The following is a 15,219-nucleotide window of genomic DNA, read 5'->3' as shown; positions in this document are numbered from 1 at the left end:
AGTGAAAAAAAAAGACGCCCTCAATAGACGACTTTAAACCGAAACAAGCGGCAGCTCGATTGTAAAAGCTGTCCCTTTGTCCACCGTAGATTCAACGCGGATAATTCCTTCATATTGCTCGACAATATTAAAACAAACCATTAATCCGAGGCCTGTCCCATCTTCCTTTGTCGAATAAAAAGGTTCACCCAGCTTTTTTAATACGCTTTCCGGCATCCCTTTTCCTTCATCGGTAATCACAATTTCCACTTTTTCACCGTTTAAACGTGCCGAAGTGCGTATTACTCCGCCGTTTTCCATCGCTTCAATTGCATTTTTTATAATATTAATAAACACCTGCTTCATCTGCCCGGCATTACACCGAACAAAGCAATCCGGTTCTATGTCACTGTACTGAATGTCAATTTTCCGCATTACTGCCTGTGATTGAAGCAGCATCGATACGTCTTTCAGCATTTTGCCGGCATCGCACGTTTCAATTTCAACCGACATCGGCTTGCCGAGCACAAGCAGCTCACTCGCGATCGTTTCAATCCGGTCAATCTCTTCTTCGATAATCGTGTAATATGCATCATGCATGGCATCTTCACGGGCCAGCTTAATAAACCCCTTAATCGAAGTCAGCGGGTTGCGCACTTCATGGGCAATCGACGCAGCAAGCTGTCCGGCAAGGCTGAGCTTTTCTGTTTTAATAGTCAGCTGCTGATGAGCTTTGCGATCCTGAATGCTGCGGATAATGGCAATGACCGTAAAATCTTTTTCAATATCAAATGAAAAAGGAAAAGTCGCCACCTCAACATCTAAAATTTGGCCATCATACGTTTTTATTTTCATTTCCTCAAGCGGTACTCTATTGTTTCGCAAAAGTTTTTCTGTATTTTCGTAAATAAGAGGATGATATTCCTTTGTGAATAAGTCCCAAATGGTCGCATGCTGCAAATCACTTTCTTTGCAATTCAGCATCTTTAAAGCGGTATAATTTCCATACACCACTTTCTCAGCCGAAAAAATAAAAACAGCATCAGGCATCTCGTTGATTAAATGTTTATAGTGCTGGACTTTTTCCTGCAAAAAGTCTTCTATAAATAGAGAGGGTGTGTTTTGTTCACTTTCATAATACGGTGAATTTGTAATCTCGTTATCTGTCATAATATGCGAGTGACCCTTCATCAGCTTTAAAGAGAAGTTTGCCGAAACATCATTGCCATCATACGCACAGACTGTGAATACGTGGAACGGTTTTAAAACGGCGTTGGCCTTTTGTTCATAAAGCGGAATTTCCTTATCGCAGTCTACATCTTCACGCCATATCACACGGCTCCATATACGAATAGGTGCGCCGTTCGCTACATAATGACGAACAGCGTCATCAAGCCCCTGCAGCACCGTTTCGGTTTCAAATGATTGATAGGTGTTATAAAATTGGCAGTGGTCTATAAATCCAATTGAGGCGATTTGTTCATCCGAGAACCCTTTTTGAGCAAGCTGCTGTTTGATTTTCTCAATCTTTTCCGCCGACTCAAGCAGGATCACCTGATGCTTCAGCTCTAAACCCGTTATGGTGAAGGAAAATATATTTTCCCAGTACTTTTCCTGATCTGCATATAAATACAAAATGTGGGTTCCACTTATCAATTCCATATTTTTTGTTAACGCCACTTTCGGGTGTACAAGGTCATTTGGCAAGTTCATAAGCGTGATCCCTCATTTTGACATGTTTTTTCAATCTATTGTAACATGGACATTTTCTTCCGTATATATGTGACATTTTACCCACTTAACTGTACTTATATAAGATCTTTTCGTAAAATAGTAACTAAAAGGAAGTGATGGATTGAAAACATGGTCATTCCGGCTCATATATCGCATCGTATTAATTATTTTTGCGCTTTTTTACGGAATTTCCGCTTATCCGGGCGGCTGGAGCCGATTCGCGCTACTTGTAGCAGTTATCGCTATTTTTATGACGATTGAAGATCTTTTTATGAAAGAAGCAGAGAAAAAACAGCGGACTATTTTCGTTGTATTGTTTGCCCTTGTTTTTTTCGTTACCTTCTTTTTTGTTTTTCTGGCATAAAGAAAAAAACCGCCGTTATGGGGCGGTTTTTTTATATTAACGTTTGTTTTGATCTAAATATTGATTTAGCTGTTTAAACAGCAAATGAAGCCCGCCGCTGGCGATGGCAATCGCAACAATAAATGCTACAAACATGATAAGAAAAAAGCTCATTTCTGCTATACGCCCCTCTCACGTAATCTCATGAGGTTAGTATAGCGCCGGACAGTTACACACGTGTGACAATGGAGTTAAGTTACATTACGGTTTGATGAACGAGTGAAACATAAAAGACATTCATTCGAGTTCCGTTTGTTTTGTTTCACGCCCAAGCAGAGCCAGCACAAGTACGCCGATAACAATACTTACGCAAAATAAGCCAAACACAAAGCCGATCGACTGGCCGGACGCAACAAGCGAGCCAACTAAAAGCGGACCTAAAATACCGCCAATTCGCCCAACAGAAGCCGCCATGCCGGATCCGGTACCACGGATAACAGCTGGGTACTGTTCTGGCGTGTATGCATATAGTGCTCCCCACGCCCCCAGGTTAAAGAATGAGAGAAGCATTCCTGAGGCAATCAATACTGCAGTTGATTCAGCATTTCCAAATACAAGAGCAGAAGCAGCTGTGCCAAGCAGATAAACAACTAAAACAAACTTCCGGCCCGCCCGTTCAATCAGCCAGGCAGCCGTAAAGTAGCCAGGCAGCTGTGCCAGAGTCATAACAAGGACATATCCGAAGCTTTGAATTAAATCAAAACCTTTTATCACCATTACACTCGGCAGCCATAAAAACATGCCGTAATAAGAAAACACGACCGTAAACCATACGACCCATAGTACGAGTGTAGACCGTGCATGCTTTTTCGACCATACATCGCGAATATTTTGCCCAATCGTCCGTTTTTCAACTTTAGACGGGGAAAACGCCGGCGAATCTGGCAGCTTTAACCTTAAGTACAGCGCGTAAAGCGCCGGCAGTGCCCCAATAACGAGAGCCGTCTGCCATCCATAGGATGGAATAACAAAGTACGAGATGACAGCAGCCAGCAGCCAGCCCAATGCCCAAAAGCTTTCAAGCAGCACAACCACACGGCCGCGATCCTTCGCCGGAACGCTTTCTGATACAAGTGTAGAAGCGACCGGCAGCTCGCCGCCCAAGCCCATTCCAACGAAAAAGCGTAACAATAAGAAAACAGTAAGCGTCGTTGTCAGGGCGGATAATCCGCTTGCCAGTGAAAACATCAACAATGTAATAATGAAAATATTTTTTCGGCCGATCCGGTCGGCATAAATGCCAAATACGAGCGCACCCACTGCCATACCAATAGAGTTTACGCTGCCGATCCAGCCCATTTGTTGCGGCGTTAAATCCCACTCTACTTTCAGCGCCGCGATAATAAACGACAGCATGCCGACGTCCATCGCATCAAACATCCAGCCGAGCCCGGCAACGCCAAGCAGTTTTTTCTGAGAAATTGTTTTTTCTGCCATTGATCCCTTCTCCTGTCTTTACAGATGTTATTACTTCATCACTATAGAGAATCTTTGTCGAAAAAACAACCGTTTTTCCCTTAATGCAAAATCTCTTTCAATGTCGAATTCTGCTCAACTATTTGCTTCGCTTTTTCTCTGTATACTTCTTCATGCAAGTACGTGCGGCGGCTCGGCTTTATTCCAGGTGCCCGGTCAATAGCCATCAGAAATTCAGACCGCTTCATTCCAATGGTTTTTACATAATCAAAAAAGCCTGTACGCGAAAATACCTTGTGCATTCTCTCGTACCGATGCTCCTGCACAAGCGACATAATGTAAGCAGCGACACCGACTTGAATGCCGTGCATTTGCGGCTTTTCTGCCCATTGGTCAAGCGCGTGTGAAATCAAGTGCTCTGAACCGCTGATGGGAGCGCTTGAGCCGCTGATTTCAGTGGCAATCCCGCTCATCGTCATCGAGCTGATCAGCTCTTTCAGTAGAATAGGGGCATGAATGTCTGCCATAGGCGTGCGGATGAAGCTGTTAACCGCTTTTTTACTGAGCATTTCCGCAAAAGCATTTACTTCTGCTGCCCCTTGTTCTGCTTCAAACTGCCAGTCGTATAAGGCTGTAATATTCGACAGCAGATCGCCAATTCCCGCCAGAATAAACGGGGCCGGTGCCTGCTCCAAAATAGTCAGTTCTGCTACAATGCCAAATGGAATTTTAGCTGGTACGCTCGTTTTTTTTCCATTAACCATTAAAGAACAGCCGCTGCTTGCGAATCCGTCGTTTGAAGCGGCTGTAGGAATGCTGATAACGGGCAGCTTCCGCAAGAAGGCGGTGTACTTTGCCATGTCGATCACCGCACCGCCGCCCATGCCAATGACAACATCGCTTGCCGTTAATTGAAACGCCCTCTCCGTAATATCATGAATGTCACTCGTTCCGTCCAAAAGAACCGTCCCAACTGAACAGCCATGTAAAGCGGAAAGAAGCCGGGGTCCGTATGAGGCTTCCACAAAGCCATCCCACATAATGGTCACACGCTGAAATCCATACTGGCGTAACCGCTCGCCTACAGAATCCAGCACCTGCACGCCAATTTCCATCATCGCTGGGATCGAAATGTTCGTCACTGCACGATTCATTCGGGCAGCCTTCCTTCTTTAATTAAATCTGCTTTAATATCATTAAAGCGTTCAAAGTGGACATAAGGGACCCCTTTTTCGTCTAATATAGCCGGAAGTGCTTCTTTCGCATACGTCCGGTCCGCAAAAACAGCTGGATGAGAATCTGGCTCACTGTCTCCAGCAAAATAAACGACATCATATTCTTCCTTCAATCGCTGAATCACAATCGCTTTATCAATCCCGTACCGTTCTGAATAACTCCAGTGCTCCGGATCAATATCAAGGTGAATATTTTGCTCGCGGTACACGCCTTTATTGGAAAGCACAGTTACGTTTTCAAGCCCACGGCTTTCTACAATTGGTTTAATATAGTAATCGGTGCCGGCGCTTAAAATGAAAAAATCGCCGCCAGCCGCCTGCACGGATCGGACAAACTCCGGTACATCTTCATCAATAGGAATAGACAAAATGTCTTTTGCAATCTGTTCCTCGCTTTGATGAATGGACCCAAACACTTTCGCCAAAAAATCAACATCTTTCCACTCGCCGCTTTTCCATTTCGGGTATAGATCGCGTCCTTCCGGAAAATACGCATCAATTACAAGCCAGTAAAAATCACGTTTTGAAATCGTGCCGTCAAAATCAGAAACAAATGCCCACTTTGTCATTCTTTTCCCTCCTGATGGTCTGTTATAACGTCATTATATAAAAGTCATTGTCCAAAAACGAGCGATGTCACAATTTTGTGAAAATATTCACAAATAACTTCTGAAGGAAAAGCGGCACTAAGCCGCTCACCTTCCTTATTTTGTTGGTTCAATACGGGCTTCCGGCTGGCCGTCCATTCCCTCTCCTAAGAAGAAAGATGGGTGAGTCGGCTGATTGTAGCCGACATTCTGCCAGGCAACCGCTTGACGATACTGCAGGTCATGCATTAATGTGTACAGCTTGTGCTCCGTTAAATCCGTTGTCGTGTAAATACGAAGAGCAGAGCTGTCTTCTGTCCGCCAGGCAATTTCTTCACGCCAGTCGCCAAACAAGTCTGCTTGAATGGCCGGATTACCTTTTGTCGTATTGTTTGAGAATGTTCCTTCTGCCGTTAGTAGATTCACAAGTTTATTTTGCTCGTAATCCCATTTGTCGATCGTACCGATGCCGGCTGCGGCTGATTCCTTATACGTATGATCTGCAAGTTCCCGCAGCAGATCGCCATCCCACCAGATCGCAAAGTTTGCGGATGGAATCGAATCAGAAATCTTTTCTCCCGTTGATGTATGAAGCCCGCCTGCACGGCTGTTCCAGGCGCCTGAAACGGCCCATGCCTCAGCTCCGGCGTGGCGCGGGTCAATATCTGCTGCAACTCCCCGGCCTGTGTCCTGTCCGGTTTTCACACCCCATAAAATACGTCCCGTTTTCGCGTCACGCATATCGTAGCCGTACGGGCCTGTTTTAATTTCCTGGGTCGCAAATACTTCCAGACCTGGATTTGACGGTACAAGATCACTTACATGAAGCGCGTCGCCGTGGCCAAGACCTGTCGTATAAAGCCCTTTGCCGTTGTCATCAATAACCATCTGTCCGTATACAATTTCGTCTTTGGCATCGCCATCAATGTCTGCGACACTAAGCGCATGGTAGCCTTGTCCTGTATAATCCTGCTTGCCTTCGTTTGTATCAAACGTCCATTGCTTCGTTAATGTACCGTTTTTAAACTGGTAGGCGGATACAACGGTGCGTGTATAATATCCGCGCGCCATAATTAAGCTCGGGGTTTCTCCGTCCAAGTAGGCGACTCCAGCAAGAAAACGGTCTACCCTGTTGCCATATGAATCGCCCCATGAAGCCACATCCCCCCGAGCCGGTGTGTATGCAATGGTCGTTAAAACTTTGCCCGTTGCGCCTTCAAAAACGGTTAAAAATTCATCACCCTGTAAAACATAACCGCTCGAATTGCGGTGGTCTGCATCGGCACGTCCGATCACATTTCCCTGCCCATCAACCGTACCGTCCGCTGTTTTCATGGCGACCTCCGCTTTTCCGTCGCCGTCAAAATCGTACACAATCATTTGTGTATAATGGGCGCCAGCGCGGATGTTTTTACCGAGATCAATGCGCCATAATTTAGTTCCATCGTGCTTGTACGCATCAATGTATACATTGCCTGTGTAGCCTGCCTGGGAATTATCCTTTGAATTGCTCGGATCCCATTTTACAATATATTCATATTCCCCGTCGCCGTCCACATCGCCAATGCTTGTGTCGTTCGCCCGATATTGGTATGGATCACCAAGCGGTGTCATACCCGGCTCTGGTTTATCAAGCGGAATATCCAAATAGTTTTTCTCTATTACCGTAACAGTTTCATAGCCTTTTTCTTTTCCGGAGACAATCGGACGGATTTCGTATGTGTCACCTGCTTTTCCATCTGGATCAACCAGGTTTGCCGCACCGGAAACCGGCTGCTTGTTTACTTTTTTTCCATTGCGGAAAACATGAAATGAAATGTTCTTCGGATCTGTGCCCAGTATCCGCCAGCTCACAAACACACCTTCATCTGTTTCCACTGCCACAGGAGACCGTTTCAAGGACTCTGCCTGCCGCTTTAAAACAGTTACAGCTTCGGTTTGGAGTACATCGGATTCTGCTGAAGCACCGCCTGCGTTTACAGCTGCTGCTTTATAATAATACGGAATGGTTGTCAGCACATTGCTGTCTGTAAAAGAAGCAGACGTTGTAACACCAGCAAATTCAAATTTACCATCTGCTGACTCTGAACGGTAAACCGAATAAGAGGAAGCGCCGTCTACAGCATCCCACGTGAATGTCACTTTATTTTTCTCGATATCGGTTACGTTCAAACCGGCTGGTTTTTGGGGTGCCGGTATGTTCGGGTCAATCAATGATACTTCCACTGATTCGGATGGAGCGGTTTCCTGTCCGCTTTCATCTACTGTTGTGACAGCATACGTGTACTTGTATCCAACATGGGCGGTTTTATCTGTGAATTCTGTCGTTGGCACAGTGCCCACTTTTTCTGTTTTATCTGTGCCGGCCATTGTCCGGTACACGTTGTACTCTTTCGCACCGCCCGCTTCCAGCCATTTTAGTGAGACGGATGGAGCAGCTGGATCAAGAGAAATGTCACCTGCCTGCGGCTGGGCTGGTGCGGTTAAAATTGGGGTAAGCTCAATACCATTTACAATCCCTGTCGCGCCGCTGAACGCAAAGTTCATCTGCCCGTCTTTGATCGAAATCTCCGGAATGATTTTGGTTGTATAGTTGTTTTTCGGTGCAGAAACGGTTCCATAGCTCACACCTTCTACCGCTACATCTGTACGGGCTGTTCCGCTTAAATCACCGACATACACTTTCGCTGAATAAGATCCGTTTGGCACATCCGCTGCGAATTCCCACTTGTTGTTAAAATAACCAACCCAGTCCCGGACAATATCATCTCCGGCTGCACCGCGGTCACGTCCTATCATACCTGCAGGATCGATAATGCCAAACCCTTTTTCTTTTGAATAAATGGTCGATAGATTTACCTCGTTGTATCCTTCTGCTACCGGTGTGCCGGCTAGGCCGAAGTCATACTTGTAAGCAGCTTGCTTTGTCTGTACCGTAATCGTTTGAGACGGCTCGGATTCGCCTTTCGCATTGACCGCCGTGACATAAAGATTGTATGATTTCCCTTCTTCCATGCCGGAAATCGTCAGGCGCGGCAGTGTGCTTGTCCCGATCAGCGAATAGGAATCCGCCGTTGATTCTTTCCGATACACTTTATAAATATCGGTGTTTTCTGTTTCATCCCACGTTAAAAGCGCTCCGGCATTGCTGATATTGCCGGCTTTGACGTTTTTCGGCACAGATGGTACGGCAGCCGGCGGCTCAACAGATGTGACGAATTCTTTTAAACTGCTGCTGCTTTTTTCTACTTCACCGGCAACGAGCCGCGCCATTTGAATCGCCCCGTATTCCTGGAAGTGTGTATTATCCTGTGATCCATTTGGGAAAGCAGGGTATACACCGGGATCTGTATGCAGGAAAACAGCAAGCGTGCCTTCAGGGCCGATCTCATTGAAATATTCTACGCTCCGGGCGCTTAAATCAACGAGTTCAACATTCATTTCTTCTGCGACTTCTTTCATACCCTGTACGTATTCAGGGAAGCTGATATTAAATTGTCCGGTTGCTTCTTGAAAATCACGGCGTCCGACCGGTGTGACTAAAATCGGCTCGGCTCCGCGCTGGCGTGCTCCATTGATGTAGGTCTTGAGGTAATTTTTGTAATCAGGTACAGATGCGTAACGCTCCGGGCGGCTGATGGTCGCATCGTTATGTCCGAATTGAATGAGGAAGTAATCGTTTGGACGGATGGCTCGCAAAATGTTATCAAGCCGGCCTTCCGTAATAAATGTTTTGGAGCTTCGGCCGCCGATCGACTGATTGGAAAAAGCAATGTCTTCATTAAAATAGCGTGGAATCATCTGGCCCCAGCCGGCTTCCGGATGCCAGTATTCGTCGTATGTCTGCACGGTGGAATCACCGGCCATGTAAACCGTCGGCTCTTCTCCCGCTGTCCGTTCCGGAAGTTTTTTGATCGACAGTCCATTGATCACAGGCGCTGTTCCCGTCCACTGAAGCGTCAGCTGGCCGTCCACAAGTGCGATTTCAAAGGTGCGTTCCGTAAACTCACCGGGTGCCGCAACCGTATTCTGTACTTTTTGAATGCTTTCGGCCATCACGCCGGTTTCTGTTTGTTCCAATGCGTCCCCTGAAGTAACGGTCACAGCGTAATCACCATTGGGTAAATCAACTTGAAATTTGGAGGCGCCAGGCCGGACGAAATCTGATTGAACCGGATCCTCTCCTGTTCGTTCTACAGAAGATAAAGACTCGGCGTCTGTAAAACCAAAGCCGGTGCTACCATCATACAGGCTTCCGTCCGTTACCTGCACGGCTCCTTCTTTCACTGGACTGTCTGCTGTGCCAAAGTCAAATTCTTTTACTGTATCCCTCTCTTCCGCCTGGATAACAGCAAGCGGCGGAACACTGGAAACAGCAAGCATCGTTCCCATAACAGCCGCTGCTGCTCTCTTGTGCTTCTTGGCCATCTTATCCCTCCTTTATTTATGTAAGCACTTACATTGATCATCGTAATCTCGTAAACGCCATTTGAATAGCCAAAAAACAGTTGTGATTGTTTAAAAAGCAGATATTCATGCTCCTTTTTTTAAGAATAAAAATATAGACCTATGACTTAAAGAAGTACTTTTAGATTTTTTTTACAAACAGCAGGAAAATGGAATGATCTGTTTTTTAAACAAGGATTTAACATTGAAAATAAGAGACATAAAAAAAAGCAAAACTCTTTTGAAAAAAGAGCTTTGCTTTTTTTACAAAAACAATACTTCTCCGGTGGCTGCGTGAACAGCTGCATGTGAATCGAGCTTGCCATTCAGCCGGTACTTTTCACCATCATACACATACATTGGTGTGACCGTGATATGCGGCTTGATTTTATCAAATGCTTCATTTTTTGAAAGCACTGGTTTGGCGGCTTTTTGGAATTCAGCACATGCATCCGTCATCCAGCTGCTTTTATCTACATAATGAACAACTTTATATGAATCAGAATCAATAAATACATCGTACATTCTTGGAATGACGGTAATGTCTTTTGTGTTCACCAGCCTGGCTTTGACCATGCCATTCGTCCGGCTTATGTCCGACAGCGCCCATTCACCGCTTTCTTTTGGAACATACGTCTGCAAAAAAGCAGTAGCTGCTTCGCGTACTTTTGCCTGCGTTTTTTTCGTTAACGGCTTTGTATCGGGATGAGGCGGAAACTGAAAAAGTTCTTCTTCATCGATCTCTGCAGGCCCCAGCTGCAAAAGCTTTCGCTTTACCCGCTGGTTTTTTGCGCTTTTCCATGTTAGGATGTCCTGCTTCTTTAAAACCGCTTTTCCTGTTTTATTATCGACAAACACATCATCTATCATAAACAGCGGCAGCCATTTTTCTTCTTTCATAAGCGGGTATTCCACAAATACGAGCCGCTCTTTTGCCAAGGACTCAAGCGCGTCAGCATCAAGCTGGAACTCTGCTTCTTCCGCTTCATCTGGCACAAGTCCGTAAGCAGAAAACAGGGTCAGTTTTTTTTGTTCATCCATTTCCACTGTAACCGAGCCGCCCGGCGTAACGGGCACGCCTTTGTATGCAAGGTCAAATGTAAAGGAATCTGTCTCCGCTCTTGTATCTATAAACTGGCTTCCATAGATCCAGCCGGTTTCCTGTTCAATAAACCGGATTACTTCTTCCCTGTCCCCGCTTAAAAACGAAAAGCCATGCTCGGGCGTCCGTCCGCCCACAAACACAACATTGGTCAGCCGTCCTGTTTTCGCGTCAAGCTCTATAACAGCTGTGCCTTCTGGATTTGTTTCGTCTTCTTTACGCTCGGAATGTCCCGGAGGAAGCCATTCACTCGTAAAACGATAGCTGGTTTCGTTCCACTCGTTTTTTTCATAAGTGGCAAACGTCTCCAGGCATGTATAGTCCTCAAGGCCAAACTTTGACCTGACCATGTCGACCCATTGGGCCAATTGCGCATGTTTCACTTTTTTAAGAACCCCTTCCTCTGAACAAAATCAAGCATATACGCACGGCGCGGCTGCGATAAATAATCGGCCATACCCTCGGTCCAGCCGGCTGACTTATTATTGGTAGAGCGGCTGGCGTAATACGTGCGGATCACATCATCGTACTCATCTAAAATCGCTTCGTATTTTGCTTCATCGTATTTATTCGTATGCAAAACAGCTTGCACCGGCAGACGCGGTTTTACTTCATTGCGTTCAGCCGGAACGCCAAATGTTAAGCCGAATAACGGAATCACATGCTCAGGCAGGTTTAACAGCTCACTGATCGGCCCGGGATTATTGCGGACACCGCCAATATAGCAAATCCCATAGCCTTTTGATTCAGCCGCAACAACGAAGTTTTGAGCGAAAAGAGCTGTATCAATCACCGCCACCATAAAGTTTTCGGCTGTGCCCGCTTCGACCGTTTTTCCGTGCTTTTTGGCTGCATAATCAAGCCGCTTCAAGTCCGCACAAAATACAAGCGCGCGTGCCGCGCCTTTGATTTGAACCGGGTTTTTTGACAGATCGGCAAGCTTGTCCCGTTTGTCCGCATCTGTTACATCAACAATGGAGTATGCCTGAACAAAGTGCGATGAAGCCGCGCCCTGAGCTGCTTCGATCAAGTCATGAAGCTGCTCATCTGTAACAGGTTCATCTGTGTATTTTCGAACGGAAACATGTGATTTCAAGAACTCTAGCATAAATGATCATCCTTTCGTTTGTTGAAGAAAAAAGTCAAAGCCAAGCACTGTGGCAATGCCAATAATAAGCGTCCAAAGAGCGATACTGACTGTTATCCACAAAGTTGTCCATCCCCTGCTTGCCCCGAATGACAGCCCGATGAATACCGCAATATGCGTACCGATAAACAAGGGACCGAGCAATGCGAGCGTCGGAAACCCGTATCGATTCATGATTTGGCGCGCACGGTCTGCTTGTTTTGTTCCCTTAAGGCCCGTTCGCTCCAGCCGTTTTTCCAGCCAGACTTCTACTTTTGAAAAAGCGGCAATCAAGAGAAGCACTGTTACCATATTGCCTGTGAACGCCAGCAGCATGACCCAAAAAGGCGACAGGCCGCGCACAATTCCGACTGGGATCACAAGCGCAATCTCCATCCAGGGGATCGCAGCTGCGATAAAAACAAGCGCATACTCAATGAGCTGCATTCATCTGCCTCCATCTTCTTGTTATTCTTACTTTAACGAAGGGCTGTCCTCCCTGCAACTAAAGAGTACCCGGAGCTTTCTGTTCTTCGTTTGTAAAATATTTTAGTCTTCAGTAATCCGGCAGGAAGCCGGCCCCTGCTGCTTGCCATCGTTTTGAAAGCTAATAAGAGCTGATTCGTGACATAAAGCCGCCTATCCATAGAGCTGCCCATGTGGCAATCGGATAAGTAAGCAGGCTGCCGAGCAGAATGAAACGTATGAGTTTTCTTTCCAGAAATGGCCGTACCTGCCGGAAAAAAAGCAGAAAGAGGACAAGAATCACACAAGCGGAGAGCACACCCGGATTATATGCCCTGAACACAGCAAACAGCACGATATGCTGGACGGCGTTAAAAAAAATGGTTCCATAAAGGAACAGCAGAAAGGCTTTTGACTTTCCAAAGGTTAAAACAAGAAAGAAAACGAGGATTGTCAGGATAGCGACAGCTGCTGTGAATTGGTGCTGTGTGACCGCTTCTACCCTAAACCGGTCGTGTAAAAAAGATATCATTCCAAAGGATTCCTCTATGTTATGTACAAGAAAAAGAACAGGCAGTCCCCATTTACACAAGTGCCATCCAGCCTGCTGTTTGATTGGCGTCACAATATTCCCCCCTTCAATTTATTAAACCATAGAAAGCAAATCCATTGTCCGCTTAGCGGCAGGCTGATAAGATAAAGCGAAGAGATTTATTGAAGGAGGAATGAACTGTGGCACAATCATTACAAGGAAAAAAAGCTATTATTACAGGCGGAGGCCGCGGCATCGGGCGTGCGATTGCGGAAGCGCTTGCGGCGGAAGGTGTTCATATTGGCTTGATTGGACGGACAGAAGAACATGTACAAGCAGTAGCGGAGGACCTCGGGTTAAACCCGGAAGTGTCAACACGTGATATGTGCGGCCGTCCCGTACTGATGCCGTCTAAGGTAGAAATTAAAACAGCGTTCGCAGCGGCGGATGTTTCAAATCTAGAAGAAGTAACAGCAGCTGTTGAAAAAGTGAAAGCAGAGCTTGGCGGAGTAGACATTCTCATCAACAATGCCGGCATCGCAAAATTTGGCGGTTTTATGGACCTTGATCCAGACGAATGGAAAAAAATTATCGATGTCAACCTGATGGGTGTGTACAATGTAACACGCGCTGTACTACCGGATTTAATCGAACAAAAATCAGGCGATATTATTAACATTTCTTCGACTGCAGGCCAAAAAGGAGCACCAGTCACAAGCGCCTACAGCGCATCTAAATTTGGCGTGCTTGGCTTAACGGAATCTCTTGCGCTTGAAGTACGGAAGCACAATATTCGGGTCACAGCTCTGACACCAAGTACAGTAGCAACGGACCTTGCAGTTGAAAATAACTTAACGGACGGCAATCCTGACAAAGTGATGCAGCCGGAAGATATTGCGGAGTTCGTCGTGGCACAGCTGAAATTAAACAGCCGCACGTTTATCAAATCAGCGGGACTTTGGTCAACTAATCCATAAAAATAAGTAAACGCGCCGGAACTGCCGGCGCGTTTTTTATATGTGAAGCGACTGTTTTCATCAGCTTCTCTGTTTTTAAAATGCTTTTCGTCTCTCTTTGAAAGGCTGCTGCATAAAAATGGAGCAGGCCGGCTGCTTTTTAAACGAGAAGACGAATCCGGTTTCCTGCCGGGTCTTCTGTTACATACTGATCGACGTTAGCACCTATATTTTGAAGACGTGCCACCGCTTCTTCTCTTGCTTCCTCATTCGGAAACACAATTGTATACCAATTGAGCCCTGCACTGTTTTCGACTGGACGCGGCGCACCAACCCCCTGCCATGTATTTAACGCAATGTGGTGATGATATCGGCCGGTTGAGGTAAAAATCGCTTGCGGATAATGGCTGACAATCTCAAACCCAAGTCCTTTCGTGTAAAAACGTTCCGCATCCGGAATATTCGAAACATGCAGATGAATGTGCCCCATGATTGTTCCAGCAGGAAGGCCCGTAAATGCTTCTTCACTTTCCGCAAGAATACTGTCCCCGTCGAGCTGGACAGTAGCCATATCAACCAGTCCATCGTTCCACGTCCATTCTGACGCCGGGCGGTCGCGGTACACTTCAATGCCGTTGCCATCAGGATCGTCCAGGTAAATCGCTTCGCTCACGTAATGGTCGGCCGCGCCAAAACGGTAGCCCGTTTGCAGCAGGTGGCGTAAAAATTGAGCCAAATCTTTTCGCTCCGGCAGCAGAATCGCAAAATGATACAAGCCCGACGTACGTCCTGCTTTCGGTGTGACACCTTCTGGCTGCTCCAGTGTTACCAGCGCTGTTTGTCCATTCGCTGTTAATACAGCCTGCTGCTCAGACTGCGACAACACTTTTAAGCCAATTATTTGCGTATAAAATGCAATCGATCTATTCAAATCTGTTACACGGATACTCACTTCTCCAACAAACGTATGCGGCTTTTCATGAAAATGATTCATGGTCTATTCTCCTCTTTTGTTACCTTTTTAATTTTAGTTACTTTACGTAACACATTATACAAATGATCAAAAGTGAAAGTCAAGCATCCCGATGACCCTTCAAGAGAGCTCTCTTTTTGTAGAAAAGTGAATATAGTATAAACAAACAGGGGATCATTATCAGCCTTTACGAAAAATAATGGCTGTCAATAAAAAAATGAATCTTAAAGCATCTTTTCTTTTAGCGCTCCACCTGTTACAATAA

At 45.9% G+C, this 15,219-nt stretch carries 12 protein-coding genes; 2 read left to right on the top strand and 10 right to left on the bottom strand.

All coding sequences use genetic code 11. The features are described from left to right. Window positions 1-33: 33 nt before the first annotated feature. On the bottom strand, window positions 34-1,692 hold the full coding sequence (locus RRU94_RS11710; RefSeq protein ID WP_315694447.1) for an ATP-binding protein: 1,659 nt from the start codon (window positions 1,690-1,692) through the stop codon (window positions 34-36). A gap of 142 nt (window positions 1,693-1,834) precedes the next feature. On the opposite strand from RRU94_RS11710, the gene RRU94_RS11705 reads away from it, so the two are divergent. Continuing rightward, window positions 1,835-2,077, top strand: a complete 243-nt coding sequence (locus tag RRU94_RS11705; protein WP_315694446.1) for a hypothetical protein — start codon at window positions 1,835-1,837, stop codon at window positions 2,075-2,077. A gap of 276 nt (window positions 2,078-2,353) precedes the next feature. Here RRU94_RS11705 and RRU94_RS11700 read toward each other — a convergent pair whose 3' ends face one another. From RRU94_RS11700 to RRU94_RS11665, 8 genes are all read right to left on the bottom strand, one after another. Further along, window positions 2,354-3,553: an MFS transporter gene (locus tag RRU94_RS11700; RefSeq protein ID WP_315694445.1), complete on the bottom strand. Its 1,200-nt coding sequence runs from the start codon at window positions 3,551-3,553 to the stop codon at window positions 2,354-2,356. 80 nt (window positions 3,554-3,633) lie between these two features. Continuing rightward, window positions 3,634-4,686 carry an iron-containing alcohol dehydrogenase family protein gene (locus RRU94_RS11695; protein ID WP_315694444.1) on the bottom strand — a complete coding sequence of 351 codons (1,053 nt, stop codon included), beginning with the start codon at window positions 4,684-4,686 and terminating at the stop codon, window positions 3,634-3,636. Then, complete coding sequence (locus RRU94_RS11690) at window positions 4,683-5,336, bottom strand: MtnX-like HAD-IB family phosphatase (RefSeq protein WP_315694442.1); 654 nt, start codon at window positions 5,334-5,336, stop codon at window positions 4,683-4,685. Before RRU94_RS11690 ends, RRU94_RS11695 begins: the two co-directional genes overlap by 4 nt. Window positions 5,337-5,471: 135 nt before the next feature. Beyond that, on the bottom strand, window positions 5,472-9,782 hold the full coding sequence (locus tag RRU94_RS11685) for a rhamnogalacturonan lyase family protein (RefSeq protein ID WP_315694441.1): 4,311 nt from the start codon (window positions 9,780-9,782) through the stop codon (window positions 5,472-5,474). A 282-nt stretch (window positions 9,783-10,064) separates the two neighbouring features. Further along, window positions 10,065-11,285, bottom strand: a complete 1,221-nt coding sequence (locus RRU94_RS11680) for a hypothetical protein (RefSeq protein ID WP_315694440.1) — start codon at window positions 11,283-11,285, stop codon at window positions 10,065-10,067. Beyond that, entirely contained in the window at window positions 11,282-12,010 is a 729-nt protein-coding gene (nfsA, locus tag RRU94_RS11675) for an oxygen-insensitive NADPH nitroreductase (protein WP_315694439.1), read from the bottom strand. The genes RRU94_RS11680 and nfsA overlap by 4 nt, the downstream gene beginning before the upstream one ends. A 6-nt stretch (window positions 12,011-12,016) precedes the next feature. Further along, window positions 12,017-12,475 carry a small multi-drug export protein gene (locus RRU94_RS11670; RefSeq protein ID WP_315694438.1) on the bottom strand — a complete coding sequence of 153 codons (459 nt, stop codon included), beginning with the start codon at window positions 12,473-12,475 and terminating at the stop codon, window positions 12,017-12,019. Window positions 12,476-12,635: 160 nt separating this feature from the next. Next, window positions 12,636-13,118 (bottom strand): HXXEE domain-containing protein, encoded by a 483-nt coding sequence (locus RRU94_RS11665; RefSeq protein ID WP_315694436.1) that lies wholly within the window; start codon window positions 13,116-13,118, stop codon window positions 12,636-12,638. A gap of 107 nt (window positions 13,119-13,225) precedes the next feature. Here RRU94_RS11665 and RRU94_RS11660 point away from each other — a divergent pair, with 107 nt between their 5' ends. Continuing rightward, window positions 13,226-14,002 carry a 3-ketoacyl-ACP reductase gene (locus tag RRU94_RS11660; protein WP_309088416.1) on the top strand — a complete coding sequence of 259 codons (777 nt, stop codon included), beginning with the start codon at window positions 13,226-13,228 and terminating at the stop codon, window positions 14,000-14,002. A gap of 139 nt (window positions 14,003-14,141) precedes the next feature. Here the strand turns inward: RRU94_RS11660 and RRU94_RS11655 are convergent, their stop codons facing one another. After that, window positions 14,142-14,975, bottom strand: a complete 834-nt coding sequence (locus RRU94_RS11655) for a VOC family protein (protein WP_315694435.1) — start codon at window positions 14,973-14,975, stop codon at window positions 14,142-14,144. Window positions 14,976-15,219: the final 244 nt, after the last annotated feature.

The sequence above is a fragment of the Domibacillus sp. DTU_2020_1001157_1_SI_ALB_TIR_016 genome (genome assembly GCF_032341995.1).
GTDB classification, from domain to species: domain Bacteria; phylum Bacillota; class Bacilli; order Bacillales; family Domibacillaceae; genus Domibacillus; species Domibacillus indicus_A.
Note: the sequence above shows the minus strand (reverse complement) of the source record. Positions and strands in the feature narration are given on the sequence as shown.

What these genes read in the sequence shown, in the direction of transcription:
- RRU94_RS11710 (WP_315694447.1), bottom strand. Translation starts at nt 1,692, where the DNA reads ATGAACTTGCCAAATGACCTTGTACACCCGAAAGTGGCGTTAACAAAA.
- RRU94_RS11700 (WP_315694445.1), bottom strand. Translation starts at nt 3,553, where the DNA reads ATGGCAGAAAAAACAATTTCTCAGAAAAAACTGCTTGGCGTTGCCGGG.
- RRU94_RS11695 (WP_315694444.1), bottom strand. Translation starts at nt 4,686, where the DNA reads ATGAATCGTGCAGTGACGAACATTTCGATCCCAGCGATGATGGAAATT.
- RRU94_RS11690 (WP_315694442.1), bottom strand. Translation starts at nt 5,336, where the DNA reads ATGACAAAGTGGGCATTTGTTTCTGATTTTGACGGCACGATTTCAAAA.
- RRU94_RS11685 (WP_315694441.1), bottom strand. Translation starts at nt 9,782, where the DNA reads ATGGCCAAGAAGCACAAGAGAGCAGCAGCGGCTGTTATGGGAACGATG.
- nfsA (WP_315694439.1), bottom strand. Translation starts at nt 12,010, where the DNA reads ATGCTAGAGTTCTTGAAATCACATGTTTCCGTTCGAAAATACACAGAT.
- RRU94_RS11670 (WP_315694438.1), bottom strand. Translation starts at nt 12,475, where the DNA reads ATGCAGCTCATTGAGTATGCGCTTGTTTTTATCGCAGCTGCGATCCCC.
- RRU94_RS11655 (WP_315694435.1), bottom strand. Translation starts at nt 14,975, where the DNA reads ATGAATCATTTTCATGAAAAGCCGCATACGTTTGTTGGAGAAGTGAGT.